Annotated in this window: 19 protein-coding genes and 1 pseudogene; 9 read left to right on the top strand and 11 right to left on the bottom strand. The window is 72.7% G+C overall.

Annotation, left to right across the window (positions count from 1 at the left end; genetic code table 11):
- Nucleotides 1–110 precede the first annotated feature (110 nt).
- From STRNI_RS28755 to STRNI_RS28775, 5 genes and pseudogenes are all read left to right on the top strand, one after another.
- The gene (locus STRNI_RS28755; RefSeq protein ID WP_018088072.1) at nt 111–236 is read left to right on the top strand and encodes a hypothetical protein; all 126 of its coding nucleotides are present in this window, start codon (nt 111–113) and stop codon (nt 234–236) included.
- 415 nt (nt 237–651) lie between these two features.
- Nucleotides 652–1,656 (top strand): LacI family DNA-binding transcriptional regulator, encoded by a 1,005-nt coding sequence (locus STRNI_RS28760; protein ID WP_026169356.1) that lies wholly within the window; start codon nt 652–654, stop codon nt 1,654–1,656.
- 127 nt (nt 1,657–1,783) lie between these two features.
- A complete protein-coding gene (locus tag STRNI_RS28765; protein ID WP_277412285.1) occupies nt 1,784–3,376 on the top strand; it encodes a sugar ABC transporter ATP-binding protein in 1,593 nt (530 codons plus the stop codon).
- Nucleotides 3,366–5,305: pseudogene (locus STRNI_RS28770) on the top strand (ABC transporter permease/substrate-binding protein). Before STRNI_RS28765 ends, STRNI_RS28770 begins: the two are co-directional and overlap by 11 nt.
- A gap of 68 nt (nt 5,306–5,373) precedes the next feature.
- Nucleotides 5,374–6,297 carry a ribokinase gene (locus STRNI_RS28775; protein ID WP_266446614.1) on the top strand — a complete coding sequence of 308 codons (924 nt, stop codon included), beginning with the start codon at nt 5,374–5,376 and terminating at the stop codon, nt 6,295–6,297.
- Nucleotides 6,298–6,381: 84 nt separating this feature from the next.
- On the opposite strand, the gene STRNI_RS28780 is transcribed toward STRNI_RS28775, so the two are convergent.
- Both STRNI_RS28780 and STRNI_RS28785 read right to left on the bottom strand, forming a co-directional pair.
- Nucleotides 6,382–7,776: a nitrilase-related carbon-nitrogen hydrolase gene (locus tag STRNI_RS28780; protein ID WP_266446617.1), complete on the bottom strand. Its 1,395-nt coding sequence runs from the start codon at nt 7,774–7,776 to the stop codon at nt 6,382–6,384.
- Between the two features lie 69 nt (nt 7,777–7,845).
- Nucleotides 7,846–9,138 (bottom strand): C15 family peptidase, encoded by a 1,293-nt coding sequence (locus tag STRNI_RS28785; protein WP_266446620.1) that lies wholly within the window; start codon nt 9,136–9,138, stop codon nt 7,846–7,848.
- Between the two features lie 198 nt (nt 9,139–9,336).
- Here STRNI_RS28785 and STRNI_RS28790 point away from each other — a divergent pair, with 198 nt between their 5' ends.
- Nucleotides 9,337–10,209 (top strand): LppU/SCO3897 family protein, encoded by an 873-nt coding sequence (locus STRNI_RS28790; protein ID WP_266446623.1) that lies wholly within the window; start codon nt 9,337–9,339, stop codon nt 10,207–10,209.
- A gap of 48 nt (nt 10,210–10,257) precedes the next feature.
- Here the strand turns inward: STRNI_RS28790 and STRNI_RS28795 are convergent, their stop codons facing one another.
- Complete coding sequence (locus tag STRNI_RS28795) at nt 10,258–10,965, bottom strand: TetR/AcrR family transcriptional regulator (protein WP_266446626.1); 708 nt, start codon at nt 10,963–10,965, stop codon at nt 10,258–10,260.
- A 140-nt stretch (nt 10,966–11,105) separates the two neighbouring features.
- On the opposite strand from STRNI_RS28795, the gene STRNI_RS28800 reads away from it, so the two are divergent.
- The gene (locus STRNI_RS28800) at nt 11,106–13,628 is read left to right on the top strand and encodes a beta-glucosidase family protein (RefSeq protein ID WP_266446629.1); all 2,523 of its coding nucleotides are present in this window, start codon (nt 11,106–11,108) and stop codon (nt 13,626–13,628) included.
- A 59-nt stretch (nt 13,629–13,687) separates the two neighbouring features.
- On the opposite strand, the gene STRNI_RS28805 is transcribed toward STRNI_RS28800, so the two are convergent.
- The 3 genes from STRNI_RS28805 to STRNI_RS28815 form a co-directional block, all read right to left on the bottom strand.
- Nucleotides 13,688–14,386 (bottom strand): DUF4097 family beta strand repeat-containing protein, encoded by a 699-nt coding sequence (locus STRNI_RS28805; protein ID WP_018088062.1) that lies wholly within the window; start codon nt 14,384–14,386, stop codon nt 13,688–13,690.
- A gap of 147 nt (nt 14,387–14,533) precedes the next feature.
- On the bottom strand, nt 14,534–15,580 hold the full coding sequence (locus STRNI_RS28810) for an aldose epimerase family protein (protein WP_266446633.1): 1,047 nt from the start codon (nt 15,578–15,580) through the stop codon (nt 14,534–14,536).
- Between the two features lie 50 nt (nt 15,581–15,630).
- Complete coding sequence (locus STRNI_RS28815; protein WP_093644323.1) at nt 15,631–16,545, bottom strand: SGNH/GDSL hydrolase family protein; 915 nt, start codon at nt 16,543–16,545, stop codon at nt 15,631–15,633.
- A gap of 323 nt (nt 16,546–16,868) precedes the next feature.
- On the opposite strand from STRNI_RS28815, the gene STRNI_RS28820 reads away from it, so the two are divergent.
- Both STRNI_RS28820 and STRNI_RS28825 read left to right on the top strand, forming a co-directional pair.
- Nucleotides 16,869–17,363 carry a DUF3145 domain-containing protein gene (locus STRNI_RS28820; RefSeq protein WP_018088059.1) on the top strand — a complete coding sequence of 165 codons (495 nt, stop codon included), beginning with the start codon at nt 16,869–16,871 and terminating at the stop codon, nt 17,361–17,363.
- Between the two features lie 108 nt (nt 17,364–17,471).
- Complete coding sequence (locus STRNI_RS28825) at nt 17,472–18,362, top strand: NAD(P)-dependent oxidoreductase (protein ID WP_159488368.1); 891 nt, start codon at nt 17,472–17,474, stop codon at nt 18,360–18,362.
- A 60-nt stretch (nt 18,363–18,422) separates the two neighbouring features.
- On the opposite strand, the gene fabF is transcribed toward STRNI_RS28825, so the two are convergent.
- The 5 genes from fabF to STRNI_RS28850 all read right to left on the bottom strand — a co-directional run bounded on the left by fabF (nt 18,423) and on the right by STRNI_RS28850 (nt 23,395).
- Nucleotides 18,423–19,688, bottom strand: a complete 1,266-nt coding sequence (gene fabF / locus STRNI_RS28830) for a beta-ketoacyl-ACP synthase II (RefSeq protein WP_018088057.1) — start codon at nt 19,686–19,688, stop codon at nt 18,423–18,425.
- A gap of 77 nt (nt 19,689–19,765) precedes the next feature.
- Entirely contained in the window at nt 19,766–20,014 is a 249-nt protein-coding gene (locus STRNI_RS28835) for an acyl carrier protein (RefSeq protein WP_018088056.1), read from the bottom strand.
- Between the two features lie 105 nt (nt 20,015–20,119).
- Entirely contained in the window at nt 20,120–21,166 is a 1,047-nt protein-coding gene (locus STRNI_RS28840; protein ID WP_018088055.1) for a ketoacyl-ACP synthase III, read from the bottom strand.
- A gap of 13 nt (nt 21,167–21,179) precedes the next feature.
- Nucleotides 21,180–22,121: an ACP S-malonyltransferase gene (locus tag STRNI_RS28845; RefSeq protein WP_093644326.1), complete on the bottom strand. Its 942-nt coding sequence runs from the start codon at nt 22,119–22,121 to the stop codon at nt 21,180–21,182.
- Nucleotides 22,122–22,210: 89 nt separating this feature from the next.
- Nucleotides 22,211–23,395, bottom strand: coding sequence for a PucR family transcriptional regulator (locus STRNI_RS28850; RefSeq protein WP_018088053.1), 1,185 nt, complete (start codon nt 23,393–23,395; stop codon nt 22,211–22,213).
- Nucleotides 23,396–23,446 lie beyond the last annotated feature (51 nt).

Consider the following 23,446-nt stretch of genomic DNA (forward strand, 5'->3'; position numbering starts at 1 on the left):
CTCGCGCTATTCTGGCGGGGCTTCACCGCGTTCCTCCCCACAGCTCCGTCGGCGGCCGGCCGGCGGGGGCCCTGGTCTCCGGGGCCTGTCCGGAGGAGCGAGGAGGAGCAATGGACGATCAGGACACGGAGCAGGAGAGCGACCGATGGGCGCCGTCTGACAGATGGCAGGTCGTCATCGGGGTGCTCGGTCTGCTGGTGGCGATCGTCGCTTGTGTGGGGCAGTTCGCCCGGTAAGCGCCGGGACCGGCCCCGCTGGGTCCGGACACGGCCGGTGCCCGTCTTCGCGGCGGGACGGTCAACGGGGGAGTGCCCGGGCTCGCCACGCACCGCGCGCCGCATCTTTCGCTCCGCGCCTCTGCGCCTCCCTGCCTCCGTGTCCTTTGCGCGGCACCCCTCATGCCGCACCCTTCGCTCCGCGCCCGAAGCCCTCGCGCCCCGCACCCCACCCTCCGCGCCCCACCCCATGTGACGCAGACAACATTCCCCCCGTCTTGACGCACCCCCCGTGTAATCGATTTCGTAGCCCCCACGCATTCCCCACGGAATCGATTACACGGCGATCACGCCAAGCGAAGCAGCCCCGCACGGGAGGCGACGCACGGTCAGACGGAACAGCAAGCGGAACAGCAAACGGAACGGCAACGGCGCCATGGCGAACATCAAAGATGTGGCAGAGCGGGCAGGGGTGTCCGTCGCCACGGTCTCCCGGGTCCTCAACGGCCACAGTCCGGTGGCCGAGACCCGTGAGCGGGTGCTCGCCGCCGTGCGGGAGCTGGGCTACCGCCCCAACAACGTCGCCCGCGCGCTGCGCACCGCACGGACCGGCGCGCTCGGCCTGATCATCAGCGATCTCACCAACCCCTTCTTCACCGAGCTGGCCGACGCCGTCGAGGACGAGGCCCGCAGCCTCGGCTACAGCCTGGTCATCGGCAATGCCGGCGAGCGCCCCGACCAGCAGGACGACTACATCCGCACCCTGCTCGACCGCCGGATCGACGGTCTGCTGGTCAGCTCGGCGGGCACCGGTTCGGCGATGCTCAGCGAGGTGGTGGCCTCCGGCACCCCGCTGGTGCTGCTGGACCGCACCGTGCCCGGCGTCGACGCCCCCTGCGTGCGCGCCGACGGCCGCACCGCGCTCACCGAGCTCGCCGCCCATCTCGCCGCCCTCGGCCGCCGCCGCCCCGCGATCATCGTCGCCCCGGCCGGCACCCCCACCGGCGACGAGCGCCTCCGCCTCTTCCGTACGGCGCTGGGCGGATACGGCCTCACCCTGCCCGACGAGCGGGTCGGCGCCACCCCCGATCTCCAGCACACCGGCGGCCGGCAGGTGATGAGCGACTTCCTCGACCTCGCCGAGCCGCCGGACGCGGTGCTGGCCACCGACAACCTGATGGCGCTGGGCGCGATGGACGAACTCCGCGCCCGCGGGCTGCGGGTCCCCGACGATGTGGCGCTGGTGGTCTACGACGACGTGCCGTGGTTCGCGCACACCGATCCGCCGCTGACCGCCATCGCCCAGCCCACCCGGGAACTGGGCCGGGCCGCCGTCCACACCCTGCTGGCGCGGATCGAGGACCGGCCCGCCGGCTCGGTGCTGCTGCCGGCCCGGCTGGTCCCCCGCCGCTCCTGCGGCGAGCTGCCCACCACCCCCTGAACAGGCCCGCCCGGCGCCCGGAGGCATTTCGGCCCCGGCTCCCCCGGCCGGGCGGGCCACCCGAGTCGGCCTTCACGGGCCACCCGAAGTCACCACACAAGCCACCCGAGGAAGAGAGGGGCAGCGCATGACCGGCGTCAACGACGACGAACCGGGCGGCCGCGAACTGCTGCGCGTGGAGGGGGTGACGAAGTCGTTCCCGGGCGTCCGCGCGCTCGACGGCGTGGACCTGACCCTGCGCACCGGCGAGGTGCACGTCCTCCTCGGCGAGAACGGTGCGGGCAAGAGCACCCTCATCAAGATGCTCTCCGGCGCCCACCGCCCCGACGAGGGCCGGCTCCTCGTGGACGGCGCCGAGGCCACCATCCGCTCGGCGCAGGACGCCGAACGACTCGGCATCGCCACCATCTACCAGGAGTTCAACCTCGTCCCCGGGCTGACCGTCGCCGAGAACATCTTCCTGGGCCGGCAGCCGCGCACCAAGCTCGGTCTGGTCGACAGGAAGGCGATGCGGGCCCGGGCCGCCGAGCTGCTGCGGCGCGTACGGCTCGATGTGTCCCCGAACACCCCGGTCGCCGAACTGGGCATCGCCCGCCTCCAGATGGTCGAGATCGCCAAGGCGCTCAGCCTGGACGCCCGGGTCCTGATCATGGACGAGCCGACCGCGGTGCTGACCTCCGAGGAGGTCGAGACCCTCTTCGAGATCGTCCGCGAACTGCGCGACACCGGCGTCGGCATCATCTTCATCACCCACCACCTGGAGGAGATCGGCGCCCTCGGCGACCGGGTCACCGTCCTGCGGGACGGCCGCTCCGTCGCACAGGTGCCGGCCTCGACGGACGAGGACGAGCTGATCCGCCTCATGGTGGGCCGGGACATCGCCGAGCAGTACCCGCGCCGGCGCCCCGACGAGCCGGGCGCGCCCCTGCTGCGCGTCCGCGGGCTGAGCCGCAACGGCACCGCGGCCGGGCCGGTCTTCGAGGGCATCGACTTCGAGGTGCGGGCCGGTGAGGTCGTGGGCCTGGCCGGACTGGTCGGCGCGGGCCGCACCGAGGTGGTCCGGGCGATCTTCGGCGTCGACCGCTATGACGCCGGCACGGTCGAGATCGACGGCAAGGAGCTGGCCCGCGGCGACGTCCGGGCCGCGATGCGCGCCGGGCTCGGCCTCGTACCGGAGGACCGCAAGGGCCAGGGCCTGGTGCTGGACGACTCCCTCCAGGACAACCTCACCCTCGCCCGGCTCGACCGCGACACCCGCGGCGGGCTGGTGGACCGGGGCGCGCAGCGGCGCGAAGCGGCCACCGTCGCCGCGCAGTTGAAGGTCCGGATGAGCGGTCTGGGCCAGAGCGCCCGCACCCTCTCCGGCGGCAACCAGCAGAAGATCGTCATCGGCAAGTGGCTGCTGACGGACACCAGGCTGCTGATCCTCGACGAGCCGACGCGCGGTATCGACGTCGGCGCCAAGGTCGAGATCTACCAGCTGATCAACGAGCTGACGGCGTCCGGCCGCGCGGTCCTGATGATCTCCAGCGATCTGCCCGAGGTACTCGGGATGAGCGACCGGGTGCTGGTGATGTCGCAGGGCCGGCTGGCCGGTGAGCTGCCGGCCGAAGAGGCCACCCAGGACGCCGTGATGGAGCTGGCGCTCCAGTCCCCCGGCGGCACCCCCGAGAACACCAAGCACGACGAGAGCGCGATGGAGGGCTCCGATGTCCACTGAGCTGAAGAAGGGAGCCGCCGCCGAGGCGGTGGGACGGGCCCCGGACCGGGACGGCGCGGGAGCGTGGTTCTCCCGGGCGGTCCTCAGGAACGGCCCGCTCGGCGGGCTGATCGCCCTGGTCGTGGTGATGGCGGTGCTGTCCAGGGACTTCCTCAACGGGCAGAACCTCCTCAACGTCGGCGTCCAGGCGTCGGTCACCGCGATCCTCGCCTTCGGCGTCACCTTCGTGATCGTCTCGGCCGGTATCGATCTGTCGGTCGGCTCGGTCGCCGCGCTCTCCGCCACCGTCGTGGCCTGGGCGGCGACCGGTGACGGCCTGCCCGTCTGGATGGCGGTGCTGCTCGGCCTGGCCGTCGGCGCGGGGGCCGGTCTGGTCTCCGGCGCGCTGGTCGCCTACGGCAAACTGCCCGCCTTCATCGCCACGCTGGCGATGCTCTCGGTCGGCCGCGGCCTGGCCCTGGTGATCTCCGGCGGCGCCCCGATCCCCTTCCCCGGCTCGGTCAGCGCGCTCGGCGACACCCTCGGCGGCTGGCTGCCGGTCCCCGTCCTCGTCATGATCGCGATGGGGCTGATCGCCGCGCTGGTGCTGGCCCGTACGTACGCCGGCCGGGCGATGTTCGCGATCGGCGGCAACGAGGAGGCGGCCCGGCTCTCCGGTATCAACGTCAAGCGCCGCAAGCTCGCGATCTACGCACTGTCCGGTCTGTTCGCCGCGGTCGCCGGCATCGTGCTCGCCGCCCGGCTCACCTCCGCCCAGCCGCAGGCCGCCACCGGCTACGAGCTGGACGCCATCGCCGCCGTCGTCATCGGCGGGGCCAGCCTCTCCGGCGGCTCCGGCAAGGCCTCCGGCACCCTCATCGGCGCGCTGATCCTCGCGGTCCTGCGCAACGGTCTCAACCTGCTGAGCGTCTCGGCCTTCTGGCAGCAGGTCGCCACCGGACTGGTCATCGCGCTGGCGGTGCTCCTGGACACGCTGCGCCGCCGGAGCGCGCGATGAGCGCCCGGCGGACCACCCGGATCAAGGCGTCGCTGGCGGCCGGGCTGGCCGCGACCCTCTCCCTGGGGCTGGCCGGCTGCGACCGCGGCGGCAACACCGACCTGGGGCTCGCGCTGTCCACGATGAACAACCCGTTCTTCGTCGGCATCAAGGAAGGCGCCCAGGCCGAGGCGGACGCCCGCGGACTGCACCTCAACATCACCGACGCGCAGAACGACCCCACCCAGCAGATCAATCAGATGGAGACGTTCACCAGCCAGAACGTCAAGGCGGCCATCATCAACCCGGTCGACTCGGACGCCGCGGTCCCGGCCGTCGGCGTCGCCAACCGGGCGAAGGTGCCGGTCATCTCCATCGACCGGGGCGTCAACGGCGGCACGGTCGGCTCGACCATCGCCTCCGACAATGCCGCGGGCGGCCGGCTCGCCGCGAAGACCCTGGCCGAATCGCTCGGCGGCAAGGGCAAGGTGGCCTTCCTGGAGGGCCAGCCCGGTACCTCCGCCGCCCGCGAGCGCGGCAAGGGCTTCGAAGAGGGCATCAAGAAGTACCCCGGCATCCAGGTCGTCGCCCGGCAGCCCGCGGACTTCGACCGCGCCAAGGGCATGGACGTGATGACCAACATGCTTCAGGCGCACCGCGACATCGGCGGGGTGTTCGCCGCCAACGACGAGATGGCGCTGGGCGCGTCCAAGGCGCTGGGCGGCCGCTCCGGCAAGGACGTCAAGGTGGTGGCGTTCGACGGCACCCCGGACGGGGTCAAGGCGGTCCGTGGCGGCACCCTGACCGCCACGGTTGCCCAGCAGCCCGAACTCCTCGGCAAGCAGGCCGTGGACTGGGCGATGAAGGCCTCCCGCGGTGAGAAGCTGCCGAAGTCGGTCAGGGTGCCGGTGGTGCTGGTGACCGCCGAGAACGCCGCGAAATTCGATGGCTGAGAGCGCGGCCCGGCACGTCCGGCGGGCCGCCGGGCAAAGACAGGTGAGAAGAAGTGGGAGAGCGGTGCATGTATGACGTCCTGGTGGTCGGCTCGGCCAACGCGGATCTGACGGTACGGGTCGACCGGCGCCCCGGCGCGGGCGAGACCGTGCTCGGCACGGACCTGGTCGAATCGGCCGGCGGAAAGGGCGCCAACCAGGCGGCCGCCGCGGCCCGGATCGGCGGGCGCACCGCGCTGCTGGCGCGGGTCGGCGGTGACGCGTACGGCGAGCTGCTGCTCGGAGCCCAGCGCGCGGCGGGCACCGATGTCACCCCGGTCATCGTGGACGGGACGGCCCGCACCGGCACCGCGATGATCATCGTCGACCCGGACGGCGACAACAGCATCGTGGTCTCGCCCGGCGCCAACGCCGCGCTCACCCCGCAGGACGTGGCCGCCGCGAAGGACACCATCGCCGCCTCCGCCGTGGTCTCCCTCCAGCTGGAGATCCCCATGGAGTCCGTACGTGCCGCCGCCTCGGCCGCCGAGCAGGCCGGTACCCGCGTCGTCCTCAACCCCTCCCCGGCCCCCACGGCGGATCTGGCCCCCGAACTCCTCTCGGTGGCCGACCCGTTGGTGGTCAACGAGCACGAGGCGCGGCAGCTCTCCGGGCTGACCGACGGCACCCCCGCCCAGTGGGCGCAGGCACTGTGCGACCGGGGCGCCCGCTCCGTCGTGGTCACCCTCGGCGGCGACGGCGCGCTGGTCCTGGACGCCGACGGAGCCGAGAACATCCCCGGCGTCCGCGTCAAGGCCGTGGACACCACCGGCGCCGGTGACGCCTTCACCGGCGCCCTCGCCACCCGCCTGGCCCGCGGTGACGCACTGCCCGAGGCGGCGCGCTTCGCCGTACGGGTCGGCGCCGCAGCCGTCACCAAGCCGGGCGCCCAGCCGTCCTACCCGACCCGGGCGGAGCTGGAGGTGCTGGCGCCGGAGCAGCCGCAGGGCTGAGGCCGGACCGGCACCGTCCGGCCGGACCGGCGCCGCCACCGCGGCCTGCGCGTCCGGCCGGGCCGCGCGGGCCGGCCGCCGGCATCACTGCCCGTCCCGCTCCATCGGCCCGTACAGCGCGTGCTCCGCACCGGTCGCCAGCGCCCAGTAGCGGTCGCCGTAGGACCAGTGCCACCACTCCGTCGGGTAGTTGACCAGACCGGCAGCGGTCAGCGCGGCGTTCAGCACCCGGCGGTGGGCGCGGGCGGCGGGCGTCAGATCCGGCGCGGCCGTGTAGCAGGCACCGTCGCTCTCCTCCGGGGAGGCATTGATCGGTGTCCCCATGTCGACCTCGTCCCCCTCGGCGGTGACGAGGGTGAGGTCCACCGCCCCGCCGGCGCTGTGCGGGGCGATCTCGGGCGGCGACACATAGCGGCTGGCGGCCCGGTGGAGGCGGGCGGCGTCCCAGTCGGGGTGGGCGGCGCGCAGTTCGTCCGCGTACTCCTCGAAGTAGCGGCGCTGCAGCCCCGGCGGCCGGTAGCCCTCGACGAACTGCAGCCGCAGCCCGTCCGGCAGTGACTCCTGCGCCGCCAGCAGCCGTTGGAGCACGCCCTCCCGCAGAAAGGCGAAGTTGCCCAGCGCGTCGTGCCGGTTCTCGGCCACCCGCAGTGCGGGCGCCGCGGTCCGTACGTCCACCAGCGGCTCACCGCACTCCTCGACGGGGATCGCGGCCACCGCCGGGTCCGCCATCAGCGTGATCCGGTCGCGGACATCGGTGAGCACCAGCTCCGCACCGTCCCCCGGCCCCGTCCCGGTCCACTCGGCGGCCGCCGCCACCCGCTCTCCGGACGGCAGCCAGGCGCCGCTGAGGCCGCACCCGGCAGGGGCGTTCCCGGTACCCAGGCCATTGGCGAGCAGCACATGCAGCCCGTGGTCCCGCGCCTGCTGCGCATACCGCGCCACGCGCTCCGCCGCGCCATGGAAGGAGCTGGCGAGATACACCCGGCAGCCGTCCGCCGCGGCCCGCGCCGGCACCTCGGGGAAGCTGTTGTCGAAGCAGGTGGCGAGCGCGAACCGGATGCCGCCCAGGGTGAAGCGGCCCTCGGTGGTGCCCGGCGCGAAGAGCGCCTTCTCGTCCCCGAACAGGTGGATCTTGTCGTAGCGGGTGACCAGAGCGCCGTCCGGGCCGATGACGAAGGACGAGATGGCCGGGCGGGGCCCGTCACCGCAGGCGCGGCCCGCCGCGTTCACGACCGCCGCGACCCCGGTCGCCCGGCATGCGTCCCGTACGGGTGCCAGCCGGGCGTCGTCCTCGGTGACTGTCATGCCCAGGGGATCGGCGGCTATCAGGTCCAGGTCGTAGTGCGTCAGCGCGAGTTCGGGGAAGACCACCAGCCCCGCGCCGCGCCCGGCGGCCTCGGTGACGAGCCCGGCCATCCGGGCGGCGTTGGCCTCGATGTCGCCCGGTACCGGGAGGAATTGTGCGGCAGCAATGATCATTCGCCCATGATGCCGCGCGGCACGGGCGGGCCGGCGGGCTTTCCTCCGCCGGTATCCGCCCACGGGCCGCTACCGGCGGGCCGCCGTCCGCGTGGCCGCCTCCGACGCCGCCACCGTCACGATCGCCCGCACCTGCCCGGTGATCGCGATCCGGTTCCGTACGAAGTCAGGGTCGGTGACCTGCCCGTTCGCCGGGTCCGTGTTGCCGGGGCCGAACTCCAGCACCGGAGTGTGCAGATGCCCGCCCGGGATCGCCGGCCGCACCGCGTCCCGCAGCAGCGTCGCCCGGTAGGCGATCTCGTTGGACAGATAGTCCCCGCCGCCCCCGGCACGGGCCGTGGAGCCCGGGGTCGGGCCGTCCGGCCGGTCGACCGGTGCGCCGCCGCCCGCCGGGATCTCGGTGACGGCGGTGTGGTCGACCACCGGATACGGTCCGGTGCCGGCCGCCACGATCCGCGCGTACGGCAGGCTGGTGGTCGTCCACTGCGGCTGTGGCCGCACGGTCGGCACCCCCGCGGGAATCGGTACGACCTCTGTACGGGACTCCCGGGCATTGTCCGGATAACCGCCCCGCCAGGCCCCGTTGGTCCGCTCGACATCGAACCGTCCGGGCCGCCCCTGGCTGACCGTCGTGAACAGATCGGCCTGCCGCGGCCCGCTCCGGAAGTGCGGCAGCAGGGTGCGCTCCACCGTGCCGGCCGCGAAGTCGGCCCACCGTACGGGGAAGACCGCGGTCTCGATCCGGGCCTGCTTCCCGGAGGCGGTACGCACCGTCGTCCCGTCCAGCGCGAGCGCCGCCGCGCCCGAAGGGTTGCTCCGCCGGGCATCGGCGTCCAGCTGGAACGGGTCGAAGCCGGTCACCACGATCCGCAGGACCTCCTTCCCGGCGGGCAGCGCGATCGAGTCCTGCCCGCGCGAACCCCGCTCCAGCGACCCGAGCAGGGCATCGCGCCGGGCCTCGGTCAGCCCGAACTCCGGCCGCCACTGCCGTAGTTCCTTCGTCATCCCGAGCCGCGCCCAGTACAGCGGCCGGTCGTCGTCCCGGCTCAGATCGCCCCCGTCGGACCCGCGGCCCTGCGCCCGGTCCACGGCCCGCCGCCACAGCGCCCGCCCCTCGTCCGCGACATAGCGCTGGGCCTGCGGATAGCTCGTCACCCGCGCCAGCCCGCGCGCGAACTCCCGCTCCCACGCGTCGAATCCACTGCGCCGCAGGATCTCCTGCGGCGCCGCCTGCGTCAGCCGCCCCTCCTCCACGGTGGTGTCCGCCGCGGGCGCCGCGGTGGCCGGAGCCGTCAGGGACAGCGGGACAACGGCGATCAGCGCGACACCGAGCGCGACCGTCCTGGTACGTATGCGTCTCATGGGGCGAGTAAAGCGGTGTGCGCGTGGGGGCGGTAGAGGTGCCGCCCTCGCCGCTGTCCTGTTCCGGCCCCTCGGTCCGGCCCCTCGGTTCGGCCCTCGACCCGGCCCGTGGGCGCCGGGTGGCCGCGGATAGGGTGCCTGGTCCGGCCCGGTCCGCCGCCGCGTCCGGCGCTTTCCACGAGACTCAGGGGGATCTCCGTGGCCAACCCGCCACCACCGCACGGCCCGTACCCGTATGCCCCACCGTACGGGCAACAGCCCCCGGGGCCCTCCCCGCAGCGGCCCGCGGGCACCTCCCCGCAGCGGCCCGCGGGCACCTCCCCGCAGCCGCCCGTCGGCCCGTACGACCCGCAGCCGGGACAGCCGGCCCCGCACCCGTACGACCGGCAGCCGCACCCGCATCCATACCCGCACCCATTCCCGCACCCGCAGCCGTACGCCGCCGACCCGGGCTGCCAGTTCTGCGGCGCCCGGCCCGCCGTGCAGGCCACCGTGCGCGGGCACCAGGGCCTCCTCGTCCTGATGCGGTTCCTCAGCCGCCGCGGAATGTTCTGCCGTTCCTGCGGACTGGCCACCTACCGGGAGATGTCCGCGAAGACGCTGTGGCAGGGCTGGTGGAGCCCGCTGTCCGTGGCCGTCACCCCGATCACCCTGCTGATGAACCTCGGTCCCCGTGGCCGCTTCCGCAAACTGGCCGCCCCCGCAGGCGGTTTCGGGCCCTCGCTCGACCCGGGCAGGTCACTGCTGCGCCGGCCGGTGGCACTGCTGTTCCTGCTGCCGATGGCCCTGGTGGTCCTGGCGGTTCCCACCTTGTTCGTGCTCGGCGCGTTCGTCGAAGGGGCCGGCATCGGGAAGGCGCCCACCCTCGCCGTCGGGGACTGCGTACGCAACGAGGGCGACTGGCAGGACCAGGACCTGGAGATCGTGGACTGCGGTGCGGCCGACGCGGAGTACAAGGTGACCCGCAGGCTCAACACCTCACAGGACGCGTGCGTCGGCGGTGAGATGCTCGCCGACGCCGAGTACAGCCCGGACAGGATGACGATTTCCTGCCTCGCCCCCGCCCGGTAGCGGCACGGGGGACCACCGGGTCTACGGGGGGGGGCGGGGGACAGGCGGTCAGCCCTCGCCGGGCCCCTCGCCGACTATGTCGCCCGGCCCGTCGCCGGGCACTTCGCCGGACCCGTCGGCCCGCCCCTCCCCGCACCCGAGCAGCGTCAGGAAGTCCCGGAAGGCCGCCGGCATCTCCACGTCCTCCGGGTCCAGCAGCCACTGCAGCTGCAGCCCGTCCATCACGGCGACCATCAGGGGCGCCGCCTGCTCCGGGGTCAGCCCGCAGGGCAGGGTGTCACCGCATTCCGCCCGCAGCACCTCGGCCATCGCGGCGCGTACGGCACGGAAGCGGGACTCGAAGAAGGCGCGGGCGGGGTGGTCCTCGGTGACGCTGTCGGCGGAGAGCACCGTGTAGGTCTGGACGAGGCCGGGGCGGGTGGCGTTGTAGTCGACGAGCTGGGCGAGGGTGTCGGTGTGCCGGGCGCCGGCCGCCGCGGCGGCCGAGGCCAGGTCCCAGCGGTCGCGCGTCTCCAGCACCCCCACCAGCAGCAGCTCCTTGGTGGGGAAGTGGTGCAGCAGGCCCTGCTGGGTCAGTCCGGCGCGTTCGGCGACGGCGGCGAGCGAGGTACGGCGGTAGCCGCGCTCGGCGATCAGCTCCATGGCGGCCTCCAGGATGGCCGCGCGCCGCTCCGCGCGCTGGGTCTCGCGCCCGCCGCCGGTCCGCCGCGCGCCCGGCCCGCCGCCGCGGGCTCCGTCCTGGTCTCGTGCAGTCACCGGCCGAGCGTAACCCTCCCGTGGAGATCCCGTACGACTGATGTAACGGAAAAGTAACGGCGCCTACCGATTGACAGGTGGGACGGTAAGAATCCGGACAGGGGGTCCGCACGTCCATTCAGGGAACACCGGAGAGCCGCATGACCGACCACCATCCTCACGGCCCCGCCGCTGACGCCGCCCACCATCATGCCGGTAGCCGCGCGCACGAGCACACCGCGGCCGTCGAGCGGGCACTCGCCACGCTCGACCTCGACACCAAGGTCCGGCTGCTGTCCGGCCAGGACATGTGGACCCTGCCGGCCGTGCCCGCGATCGGGCTGCGGTCACTGGTGATGTCGGACGGTCCGGTCGGGGTGCGGGGCCAGGAGTGGAACGCCGGGGACCCCTCGGTCGCGCTGCCCAGCCCTACGGCGCTGGCCGCCACCTGGGACCCCGAGCTGGCCCGCCGGGCCGGTCACCTCCTCGCCCAGGAGGCCCGCCGCAAGGGCGTACATGTCCTGCTGGCGCCGACCGTCAATCTGCACCGCTCACCGCTGGGCGGCCGCCACTTCGAGTGCTATGCGGAAGACCCGCTGCTCACCGGCGTGATCGGCGCCGGATATGTCCGCGGGGTGCAGGAGGGCGGCGTGGGGGCGACCGTCAAGCACTTCGTGGGCAACGACGCCGAGACCGACCGGCTCACCGTCGACAACCGCATCGCCCCCCGCCCGCTGCGCGAGCTCTATCTCGCGCCCTTCGAGCACATCGTCGAAAACGCCCGCCCCTGGGCGGTGATGACCGCCTACAACCAGGTCAACGGCTCGACGATGACCGAACACCGGGCTCTCGTCCAGGACGTCCTCCGCGGCGAATGGGGCTTCGACGGCTGCAATGTCTCCGACTGGACGGCCGCCCGCAACACCGTGCGCGCACTGCGCGGCGGCCTGGACGTGGCGATGCCGGGGCCCCGTACGGTCTACGGCGCGCCGCTCGCCGAGGTCGTCCGTACGGGTGAGGTCACCGAGGCGGAGGTGGACGCCGCGGTGCGCCGGGTGCTGCTGCTCGCCGCCCGCACGGGGTGCCTGGACGGGGTACCGGCCGCGGTCGGCCCGGCCGAGCTCCCGCGGGGGACCGACGGCCGGGCGGTGGCCCGTGAGGTCGCCCGGCGGGCCTGTGTCCTGCTGCGCAACGAGCCGGTGGGCGCGCGGCGGGCGCTGCCGCTGGATGCCGCCACGGTCCGCAGGGTCGCCGTCATCGGGACGGCCGCACGCGAGGCACGGGTGCTCGGCGGCGGATCCGCGACCGTCTTTCCCGACGCGGTCGTCTCCCCGCTGGAGGGGCTGCGCGCCGCACTCCCCGATGACGTCGAGGTCACCTACGCGGCCGGCGCCGATCCGCGCTCGCGGGTCGCGCACGCCCGTGAGGGCTTCACCCTGCGCGCCCGCTACCTGGCCGCGGACGGCCGGCTGCTCGCCGAGACCGCGCAATCCGACGGCAAGGTGCGGGTGATGGGCCGCTTCCCCGAGGGCGTCACCCGGCAGAACCTGGGCGCCGTCGAACTGACCGGCAGCTTCACCCCGCAGGACACCGGCCACCACACCCTCGCCGTCTCCGGCACCGGTGAGCTGCGGCTGACCGTCGGAGGCGCGGTGCTCTTCGACGGCCGGTGCGCGCCGGCGGGCGGCGACCCCTTCGAGGCGTTTCTGAACCCCGCCGAACGGCGGGTGACGGCGCAGCTGACGGCGGGCGAGCGCGTCGAGGTCACCCTGCGGTTCGTGCCGGACGGTACGGAGCGTGGCGAGGGGCCGGCCGCGCTGACGTTCGCCCTCGGCCACCGGGCGCCGCAGGCCGATGCGGACGCGGAGCTCGCCGAGGCGGTCCGCGCCGCGGCCGCCGCCGATGTGGCGATCGTCGTCGTCGCCACCACCGAAGAGACCGAGTCCGAGGGCTTCGACCGCGGTGATCTGCGGCTGCCCGGCCGCCAGGACGAGCTGGTCCGCCGGGTCGCCGCCGCCAACCCGCACACCGTGGTGGTCGTCAACTCCGGCTCCCCGGTGGAGCTTCCGTGGCGCGAGCAGGTCCCCGCCGTGCTGCTGAGCTGGTTCCCCGGCCAGGAGGCGGGGGCGGCGCTGGCGGACGTCCTGCTCGGCGCCCATGAGCCGGGCGGCCGGCTGCCCACCACCTGGCCGGCCCGCCTCGACGACGCCCCGGTCACCACCGTCACCCCGGCCGACGGCCAACTCGACTACGCCGAGGGCGTGTTCATCGGCTACCGCGCCTGGCAGCGGTCCGCTGCCGCGCCCGCCTACCCCTTCGGACACGGCCTCGGCTACACCGACTGGGAGTACGAGTCGCTGGACACCACCCCGGACTCGGTGCGGGTGCGGATCCGCAACGCCGGTGACCGGCCCGGCCGCGAGGTCGTCCAGATCTATCTGGCGCCCACCGCGGACGCCGCCCCCGATGCTCCGGAGCGCCCGGCGCGCTGGCTGGCCGGCTTCGCCGTCGTCGAGGCCGGTCCCGGAGAGAGCGCCGAGGCCGAGATCCCGCTGCCGGACCGCGCGTTCGCGGTCTGGGACGCGGAGGACGGCGGCTGGCACCGGGTCAAGGGCGTCTATCTCGTCGAGGCGGCGCACAGCGTCGACGACCGCAGGCTGACGGCGGAGGTCACCGTCGGCTGACGGGGCCGGAGGCGGGGGCGCTCCTCCCCAGGGACGCCCCCGCCGGTCCCGTCGGCCCCTCATGAGGGCACCACCGACACATCACCGCCGCTCGTGCGTGCCGTGACCTTGTGCGCGGAGTTCTCGTCCTTCGGTACGGAGACCTTGCTGTTGCCGCCGCTGGTCGTGGCCTCGACGTCGTAGGAGCCCTTCGGCAGCCGGATGGTGACATCGCCTCCGCTGGTGCGGCCCGACACCTCGTCCGGGGCCGTGGACAGCGCGAGATCCACATTGCCGCCGCTGGTCCGCGCCGTCGCCGTGCGGGCCGTGGAGTCCTTGACGGTGATGTCGCCGCCGCTGGTCTCCGCGTCGATGCCGCCCGTGGCGCCGCGGACGGTGATGTCTCCGCCGCTGGTCCGCAGATGGACCGAGGCGTTGCGCGGCAGCAGCACCCGGTAGGTCACCTCGCACCGGCGCCCCATACCGCAGTCCTCGGCCTCGAGCGTCAGCCGGCCGTTCTTGACCCCGTGCTCGGGGCTCGGCTTCTGCTCGTTGTAGACGTACTTCTCCGTCACCTTGACCGGGCCGCCGCCGTCGACCGGGACGACCTCTATGTCCCCGCCGTGCGTGGTCGCCGACAGTGCGGTGACCTTGCCCTGCACGGTGTACGTACGCTCGGCCTCCTTCGTCGGGCCGGAACCCATCAGCGAGCAGCCGGTCGTGAAGACGGCCAACGCCGCACAGGACAGCACGAGATGAGGGGTACGCAGGCGGGCCATGGCGAGAGGTCTCCCGGGGCAGACAACGAACGGAAACGGAAACGGCAACGGAAACGAAACGGACCGGACAACCGGTCACTGCCATCGTTCCGCCCCGCCCCGCCCCGTGGCGTCGCCGCACAGGATGACCTTCGCCCCGCCGTGCCCTTAGGGGTTTCCCGCACTCCGCGGCCGCACCGAGAAGCCGTACACGGTCTCCGAGCGATAGGTCCCGCCGGGCCGCAGCACCGTACTGGGGAAGTCCGGGCGGTTGGGGGAGTCCGGGAAGTGCTGAGTTTCCAGGGCCAGTCCGGCCGCCGGACCGTAGGGGACGCCCGACGTACCGGTCAGGGTGCCGTCGAGATGACCGGCGGTGTAGAGCTGCAGACCGGGCTCGGTGGTGGCCAGTTCCAGCGCGCGCCCGGAGCGCGGGTCGTACAACTCCGCGACCGTGCGCGGCGCGTGACGCACTCCGCCGTCCAGCGCGAAGTTGTGGTCGAAGGCGCCGCCCACCGCGCGCGCCGTCCGGAAGTCGAAGCGGGTGCCGGTGACCTCGGCGGGCGCGCCGGGCACCGGAATGCCGCTGTCGTCGCACGGCGTGTACCGGGACGCCGCCAGCCGCAGCTCGTGCCCGGCGGCGCTGCCGCTGCCGTCACCGCCCAGATTGAGGTACGTGTGGTTGGTGAGGTTGACGACGGTCGGTGCGTCGGTCCGCGCCCAGGAGACGATGCGCAGCGCGCCGCCGGGGGAGAGGGTGTACGTCACGCGCACGTCCAGCGCGCCGGGGAAGCCCTCCTCACCGTCCGGGCTGACCCGGCGGAGCTGCACACCGCCGTCGACCTCCCGGGCGTCCCACACCACCCGGGAGAAGTTCCGCGACCCGCCGTGCAGGCTGTTGCGCCCGTCGTTCGGTGTCAGCGCCCAGGTCCTGCCGTCGAGCCGGAACGACGCCCCGGCGATCCGGTTCGCATACCGCCCGACCACCGCGCCGAAGTACGACCCGCCGTGCGCGACGTACGAGCCGAGGTCCGCGAAGCCCAGCGCCAGTTGCCCCCGCGTCCCGTCCCGGTCGGGGGCCTCCACCGTCTGGATGATCCCGCCGTAGGTCAGCACCCGGACCCGTACCCCGCCGGGGCCCGACTCCAGGGTCCAGCGGTCGACCCGCGTACCGTCCTCCAGCGTGCCGAAGGGTTCCCGGCCGACCTGCGTCTTCATGGCTGCGAGCCTATGCCCGCCGGTCCCCGCGCGGTGCCCGGGGAGCGCGCTCAGGTGCTGCGGCCGGGCCGGGTGATCGTGCGGAACGCCAGCTCCGCCAGCTCCTTCTGGCCGCCGGTGCCGGGGTGGAACCAGTCCCAGGTGCTCAACTGCCGCCCCGTGAAGCGGTAGTCGAAGACCGCCTTGTCGAACCGGCACAGCGGGTCCTTGCCGCACACCTCCGCCAGCGCCGTGTTGTACGCCATCACCCGGTCCCGGACCTTCGCCCGGCGGTCGTGCGCCGCCTGCGTCAGATCGTCCGGATCGCGCAGCATGGACCCGCAGATGCCCAGCTTCCACACCTGCTTGCCGAGCGGGTTCTTGCGCCCTTCCGACCACAGCCGCAGCAGGTCCGGCACCGCCGCGACATACACCTGGGTGTGCGGCAGGGCGCGCCGCAGATACTTCATGGACCGCGCGAAGTCGGTGCGGAAGGCGTCCGTCGGGGTCATCGTCCGGACGTCCCGCCGGCAGGCGTCGTTGGCGCCGATCAGGACCGTGACCAGCTCGGGCCTGCGGTCGGCGGCCGCGGTGACCTGGTCGGGCAGGTCGCTCATCAGCGCACCGGTCCTGGCGAGGTTCCAGCTGTGGGTGGAGGGGTGTTTGACCAGCCGTCGGGCGAGGCTGTCGACCTTGGGGTCGGTGCCGGTGGCCCAGGAGACCTGCGGACAGTCGGAGAGGACCGTGCAGGCGTCGAAGCCGACGGTGATGGAGTCGCCGAGAGCGGCGATGGAGCGGGGGGCGGTGCGCCAGACGGGCGCCTTCGCGGACTTCCGTTTGCCCCCGGCGCCGGACTCCGGAGCGGAGCCGTCACCACTACAGCCGGTGAGGGCGATCACCAGTGCGGAACCGATGGCGACGGTGCGTGAGGAACGGAGGCGGAAGCGGCGGCGCCGGGGGCGAAAGGGCCGATCGATCCGCGTCATCCCCTGTCCCCCTCCGGCGTGCGAGTGATATCTCTTCGGGTACCGACGGTACGTCACCCCTGCGACCGGCACCGCGCGATAGCTTTGCCCCGTGCTTGCCGGGCGGTGACCCAAAGTGGCGAGTGCAGTCGGCACAGACAAATTACATCACGTCATTTCCTGTCCCTTTTGCGGCAAATTCCGCCTAATGGTGTTTACTGTAGGTCACCAGCATGCTGGTGCCGAAGTGACCACTGGGGCAGAATGACCACTGTCCCGGCCGCAACCGGAACGGGCACGAGGCCGCTGGGGAAGGCGAACCTCGAACCGCACTGGAGGTCCCGGTGACGACACGTGGAGTTCTGTACGTCCACTCCGCTCCGCGCGCGCTGTGCCCGCACGTCGAATGGGCCGTCGCGGGCGTCCTCGGTGTGCGCGTCAACCTCGACTGGATCCGCCAGCCGGCGTCCCCGGGCACCTGGAGAGCCGAGTTCTCCTGGCAGGGCGAGGCCGGCACGGCCTCCAAGCTGGCCTCCGCGCTGCGCGGCTGGCATCTGCTGCGCTTCGAGGTGACCGCGGAACCCTGCTCCACCGCGGAGGGCGAGCGCTACAGCTCCACCCCCGATCTGGGGATCTTTCACGCCGTCACGGGCATCCACGGCGACATCCTCATCCCCGAGGACCGGCTGCGCGCCGCGGTCGCCCGCTCGGCACGCGGCGAGACCGAACTGGCCGCCGAGGTCGCCAAGCTCCTCGGCAAACCGTGGGACGACGAACTGGAGCCCTTCCGGTACGCGGGCGAGGGCGCCCCGGTGCGCTGGCTGCACCAAGTCGTATGAGGAGTCAGGCGCCGGTCGGCTGCCTCCATCAGGTCGTCTAGGCAACGGCGCGCTCCGACACGCGGCGGCGGTTGCCTTCGAGTCCGCTCGACGTCCTAGCGTGCCGTCATGGCCGACAACACGTCATCCGACACTCTGTCCGTAGCGGTGCTCGGCACCGGCATCATGGGCGCGGCGATGGCCCGCAATCTCGCCCGGGCCGGTCTGGACGTCCGCGCCTGGAACCGGACCCGCGCCAGGGCCGAGCCCCTGGCTGCCGACGGCGTCCGCGTCACCGGCACGCCCGCCGAGGCGGTGGACGGTGCCGAGGTGGTCCTCACGATGCTGCTCGACGGCCCGGCCGTCCTCGACGCGCTGCGACAGGCCGCCGCCGCGCTGACGCCCGGCGCCCTCTGGCTCCAGATGAGCACGGTCGGGACCGACGGGCTCGCCCCGCTCGCCCGCTTCGCCGACGAGCACCGCCTGCGATTCGTGGACGCCCCCGTACTGGGCACCAAGGCGCCCGCGGAGAAGGGCGAGTTGACGGTCCTGGCGGCCGGGCCGCAGGACGTACGGGAGCGTGCCGGGCGGGTCTTCGACGTCATCGGGAGCACCACCCGGTGGGTCGGCGAGGACGGTGCGAGCGGGCCTGCCAGCCGCCTCAAGCTCGTCATCAACAGCTGGGTGCTGACGGTCATCAACGGCACCGGCGAGGCCCTCGCGCTCGCCGAGGGGCTCGGGGTGGACCCGCGCGACTTCCTCGCCGCGGTCGCCGGCGGCTCGCTCGACCTGCCCTATCTGCGGCTGAAATCCGCGCTGATCCTGGCCGATAACTACCCGGCGAGCTTCACGGTGTCCGCGGCCCGCAAGGACGCCCGGCTCATCACGGAGGCCGCCCAGGGGGCCGGGGTGCGGATGGATCTGGTGGCGGCGGACGCGGAACGCTTCCGCCGGGCCGAGGAGCAGGGCCACGGCCAAAAGGACGCCGTGGCGGCGTACTTCGCGAGCTTCGACGGCTGAGACGGCCGAGGGCCCGCCCGGTGGTCACCGGACGGGCCCTCAGGGGGTGCTGAGCGCGCCTCAGACCGTACGGAAGGCGAGGACCACGTTGTGGCCGCCGAAGCCGAACGAGTCGTTCAGGGCCGCGATCCGGCCCTCGGCCGGCAGCGCGCGGGGCTCGCCGCGGACGATGTCGGCGTCGACCTCCGGGTCGAGCTGGTCGATGTTGATCGTCGGCGGGGCGGTGCGGTTCTTGAGCGCGAGGACCGTGGCCACCGTCTCGACGCCGCCCGCGCCACCCAGGAGGTGGCCGGTCATCGACTTCGTGCTGGTGATGGCCATGTGGTCGACGTCGTCGCCGAACGCCTTGCGCAGTGCCCTGAGCTCACCGACGTCACCGGCCGGCGTCGAGGTCGCATGCGCGTTGACATGCACGATCTCGGCGGGGTCGAGCCCTGTGTTGTCGAGCAGGTTCTGCAGCGCCGCCGCGATGCCGTTGCCGGACGGCTCGGGCTGCGTGATGTGGTGGGCGTCGGCCGAGATGCCCTGGCCGACGGCCTCCGCGTAGATCGTGGCGCCGCGGGCCTTGGCGTGCTCCTCGGACTCCAGGATGATCACGCCCGCGCCCTCACCGAGCACGAAGCCGTTGCGGTCGACGTCCCAGGGGCGGGAGGCGCCCTGCGGGTCGTCGTTGTTCTTGGACATCGCCATCATGTTGCCGAACGCCACGATCGGCAGCGGGTGGATGGCCGCCTCCGTGCCACCCGCGACGACGACGTCGGCGCGGCCGGAGCGGATCATCTCGATCGCGTAGCCGATGGCCTCGGCGCCCGACGCGCACGCCGAGACCGGTGTGTGCACACCGGCGCGGGCGTTGAACTCGATGCCGACGTTGGCGGACGGAGAGTTCGGCATCAGCATCGGCACGGTGTGCGGGGAGACGCGGCGAACGCCCTTCTCCTTGAGCACGTCGTACTGGTCGAGCAGGGTCGTCACACCACCGATACCGGAGGCGATGACGGCGCCCAGACGGTCGGGGTTGACCGCCGTGTCCTCGCCCGCCTTGGCGGTGAAGCCCGCGTCCTTCCAGGCCTCCTGGGCCGCGACGAGCGCGAACTGCGCCGAGCGGTCCAGCTTGCGTGCCTGCGGACGCGGAATGATCTCGGACGGTTCAACGGCGATCTGACCGGCGATACGGACCGGCAGATCAGTGGCCCAGTCCTGTTCGAGGGTGCTGACACCGGAGCGTCCGGCGAGCAGGGCCTGCCAGGTCGAAGCGCTGTCGCCACCCAGCGGTGTGGTTGCGCCGATACCGGTGACGACCACGGTGCGATTGGTCGCGTTCACGGGAATTCTTACTCCACGGGTAGAGGGGTCTGAATCGACGGCGCCACCGCGGGGTGGCGACATGCGCAGGGGCTGGATCAGCCCTGGTGCTTGAGGATGTACTCGGTCGCGTCGCCGACCGTCTTGAGGTTCTTGACGTCGTCGTCCGGGATCTTCACGTCGAAGCGCTCTTCGGCGGCGACGACGACCTCGACCATGGACAGCGAGTCAACGTCCAGGTCGTCGGTGAAGGACTTGTCCACCTGGACGTCCTCGGTGGGGATCCCGGCGATCTCGTTCACGATCTCGGCGAGACCGGCGACGATCTCTTCCTGAGTGGCGGCCATGATGGCGCTCCTTCGGTCATTTTAAGGGGAAACTACGTTACTTGCGGTGAAGATCCGTGCGACGGCCGAAACGTCCGATGACGTACGGCGCTGCGCAGATCTTGCCTAGGGGAGGGTAACGACCGTCGCGGCGTAGACGAGACCCGCCCCGAAGCCGATGACCAGCGCGGTGTCGCCGCTCTTGGCCTGTCCGGTCGCCAACAGCCGCTCCATGGCGAGCGGAATGGAGGCGGCCGAGGTGTTGCCGGTGGTCTCCACGTCACGGGCGACCGTCACGCTCTCCGGCAGCTTCAGAGTCTTCACCATCGAGTCGATGATCCGCATGTTGGCCTGGTGCGGAATGAAGACGTCCAGGTCGTCCGGGCTGACCCCGGCCGCGTCCAGCGCCTGCTGGGCGACCTTCGCCATCTCGAACACCGCCCACCGGAAGACCGCCTGGCCCTCCTGGGTGATGGCGGGGTAGCGGATCTCCTCCGGAGCGGGACGCCCCTCGGGAGCGTCTCCCCCGGGGACCGGCGTGGGGCGGTAGACGTCCCAGCCCAGCGTCTGCTTGATGGTCTCGGCCTTGTCGCCCTCCGAACCCCAGACCGTGGGGCCGATCGCGGGCTCGTTGGCCGGGCCGACGATCACCGCGCCGGCCCCGTCACCGAAGAGGAAGGCCGTCGCGCGGTCTTCCAGGTCGGTCAGGTCCGAGAGCCGCTCCACGCCGAGGACCAGCACATACTCCGCCGAGCCCTCGGTCACCAGACCCTTCGCCAGGGTCAGGCCGTAGCCGAAGCCCGCACAGCCCGCCGAGATGTCGAACGCGGCCGGCTTGCCGGCACCGATACGGTGCGCGATCTCGGTCGCGATCGCCGGGGTCTGCTTGAAGTGCGAAACGGTGGAGACGATCACGGCGCCGATCTGCTCGGGCGTGATGCCGGCGTCGGCGATGGCCTTGCCGGACGCCTCGACCGACATGGTCGCGACGGTCTCCTCGGGGCCCGCCCAGTGGCGGGTCGCGATACCGGACCGCGAGCGGATCCACTCGTCGGACGAGTCGATGTGCTTGAGGATCTCCTCGTTCGGCACGACACGGGTCGGGCGGTAGCCGCCGACGCCCATGATCCGCGCGTACGGGGCGCCCTTCGAGGGCTTGATCTTCGAGGTCATGCGCTTCGGACTCCTATTCGGCCGGTGCGGATTGCTCGGCGATCAGCGTGCGGGCCGCGTCGAGGTCGTCGGGCGTCTTGAGGGCGAGGGTCCGCACGCCGGGCAGCGCGCGCTTGGCCAGGCCGGTGAGCGTGCCGCCGGGAGCCGCCTCGATGAGCGTGGTGACCCCGAGCTCCTTGAAGGTCTCCATGCACAGGTCCCAGCGCACGGGGTTGGCCACCTGGCCCACCAGCCGCTGCACCAGTTCCTGGCCGGAGGAGACCTGCGCTCCGTCCTTGTTGGAGACGTAGCGGGTGCGCGGATCGGCGACCGCCAGCTGGGCGGTCGCGGATTCCAGGGCCGAAACGGCGGGTGCCATGTGGTGAGTATGGAACGCGCCGGCCACCTTCAGCGGTACGACCCGGCGAGTGCCTTCCGGCTTGTTCTCGACCAGTGCGGCGATCTGCTCGGCGGTGCCCGCGGCGACGATCTGGCCGGCGCCGTTCACATTCGCCGGGGTCAGGCCCAGCTGCTCCAGATGCGGGATGACCACGGCCTCGTCGCCGCCCAGCAGCGCGGCCATACCGGTCTCGGTGACGGCGGCGGCCTCGGCCATCGCCTGGCCGCGCCGGCGCACCAGCGTCATCGCGGCCTCGTCGGTCAGCGTGCCGGCCAGCGCGGCGGCGGCCAGCTCACCGACGCTGTGGCCGGCCACCGCGCCGGTCTGCGCGGCGACGTCGTCGGCCGTGGCGAACAGCTGCCGGGCGGAGAGCAGGGCGGAGGCCACCAGCAGCGGCTGCGCCACCGCGGTGTCACGGATCTCCTCCTCGTCCGCCTTCGTGCCGTAGTGGACCAGGTCCAGGTCGATGGCGGCCGACCACGCACGGAGACGGTCCTCGACACCGGGAAGGTCGAGCCAGGGAGTCAGGAAGCCGGGCGTCTGAGCGCCTTGGCCGGGAGCGACGAGTACGAGCACCCTCACACTCTCTCTTGTGGGTGGTTCCGCCCGCCCGTGGGGACAAGGACGAAGAACCATCGGGGGAATTGTTGGTGTCCGACAAAAGTCTAGGGTTGGGCCTCACCGTCAGCCAGACGCCCCAGAATCAGCGCGATACGGAGGGTGAACGCCGAGCGCACATCGGAGGGTGACCAGCCGGTGACGTCTGTCACACGTCGCAGCCGATAGCGCACGGTGTTGGGGTGCACGAACAGCATCCTGGCGGCCCCCTCCAGACTGCTCGCCTGCTCCAGATAAACGCTCAGCGTCTCCAGAAGTGCCGACCCGGCTTCCTCCAGCGGTCTGTAGATCTCCTCCACCAACTGCTCGCGCGCGACCGGGTCCGAGGCCATCGCGCGCTCCGGCAGCAGATCGTCCGCGAGCACCGGCCGCGGGGCGTCCGGCCAGGCGGCACAGGCCCGCAGTCCGGCGGCGGCGGCCTGCGCCGAACGGGTCGCGGCCAGCAGATCGGAGACGACCGGGCCGGCCACCACGGGACCGGCGGCATACGGGCCGATCAGTGCCTTCGCGGCCTTCAGCGGATTGTCCGAACCGCCCGCGATCACCACCAGGCGGGAGCCCAGCACACCGGTCAGGACCTGGAGCTTGGCGTGCCGCGCGGCGCGCCGGATCGCCTCCACGGTCAGCTCGCTGTCCCCGTCCGGCGCGGTGCCCAGCACCACGCACACATGCTCGGGGGAGTTCCAGCCCAGCGCCGCCGCACGGGAGACCGCGCCCTCGTCGGCTTCCCCCGACAGGACCGCGTTGACCACCAGCGACTCCAGCCGGGCGTCCCAGGCGCCGCGGGCCTCGGCCGCCTGGGCGTAGACCTGCGCGGTGGCGAAGGCGATCTCCCGGGCGTAGACCAGCAGCGCCTCGCGCAGCACGGACTCATCGCCCGGGGCCGCGACCTCGTCGATCGCGGACTCCATGACCTCGATGGTCGTACGGACCATCTCCACGGTCTGCCGCAGCGTGATCGCCCGGGTCAGTTCGCGCGGCGCCGTGCCGAAGACATCGGTGCTGATCGCCTGGGGGGTCTCCGGATGCCGGAACCATTCGGTGAACGCGGCGATTCCGGCCTGGGCGACCAGACCGATCCAGGAACGATTCTCCGGGGGCATCGCGCGGTACCACGGCAGCGTGGCGTCCATGCGGGCGATGGCGGCGGCCGCCAGCTTGCCGGACGAATTCTCCAGGCGCCGGAGGGTCGCGGAGTGCGGGTGCGCGTCGCGCGATGCGGGTTCAGACACGGGACAAGCCTGCACTATCGGGGCGGGGAGGTGAGGGGGCGGGGCTACCGT

The organism is Streptomyces nigrescens, from assembly GCF_027626975.1.
Lineage (GTDB): Bacteria > Actinomycetota > Actinomycetes > Streptomycetales > Streptomycetaceae > Streptomyces > Streptomyces nigrescens.

Excerpts from the sequence above, each read along its gene's own strand:
- STRNI_RS28755 (WP_018088072.1), top strand. The coding sequence starts at position 111 with ATGGACGATCAGGACACGGAGCAGGAGAGCGACCGATGGGCGCCGTCT.
- STRNI_RS28760 (WP_026169356.1), top strand. The coding sequence starts at position 652 with ATGGCGAACATCAAAGATGTGGCAGAGCGGGCAGGGGTGTCCGTCGCC.
- STRNI_RS28765 (WP_277412285.1), top strand. The coding sequence starts at position 1,784 with ATGACCGGCGTCAACGACGACGAACCGGGCGGCCGCGAACTGCTGCGC.
- STRNI_RS28775 (WP_266446614.1), top strand. The coding sequence starts at position 5,374 with ATGTATGACGTCCTGGTGGTCGGCTCGGCCAACGCGGATCTGACGGTA.
- STRNI_RS28780 (WP_266446617.1), bottom strand. The coding sequence starts at position 7,776 with ATGATCATTGCTGCCGCACAATTCCTCCCGGTACCGGGCGACATCGAG.
- STRNI_RS28785 (WP_266446620.1), bottom strand. The coding sequence starts at position 9,138 with ATGAGACGCATACGTACCAGGACGGTCGCGCTCGGTGTCGCGCTGATC.
- STRNI_RS28800 (WP_266446629.1), top strand. The coding sequence starts at position 11,106 with ATGACCGACCACCATCCTCACGGCCCCGCCGCTGACGCCGCCCACCAT.
- STRNI_RS28805 (WP_018088062.1), bottom strand. The coding sequence starts at position 14,386 with ATGGCCCGCCTGCGTACCCCTCATCTCGTGCTGTCCTGTGCGGCGTTG.
- STRNI_RS28810 (WP_266446633.1), bottom strand. The coding sequence starts at position 15,580 with ATGAAGACGCAGGTCGGCCGGGAACCCTTCGGCACGCTGGAGGACGGT.
- STRNI_RS28815 (WP_093644323.1), bottom strand. The coding sequence starts at position 16,545 with ATGACGCGGATCGATCGGCCCTTTCGCCCCCGGCGCCGCCGCTTCCGC.
- STRNI_RS28825 (WP_159488368.1), top strand. The coding sequence starts at position 17,472 with ATGGCCGACAACACGTCATCCGACACTCTGTCCGTAGCGGTGCTCGGC.
- STRNI_RS28835 (WP_018088056.1), bottom strand. The coding sequence starts at position 20,014 with ATGGCCGCCACTCAGGAAGAGATCGTCGCCGGTCTCGCCGAGATCGTG.
- STRNI_RS28840 (WP_018088055.1), bottom strand. The coding sequence starts at position 21,166 with ATGACCTCGAAGATCAAGCCCTCGAAGGGCGCCCCGTACGCGCGGATC.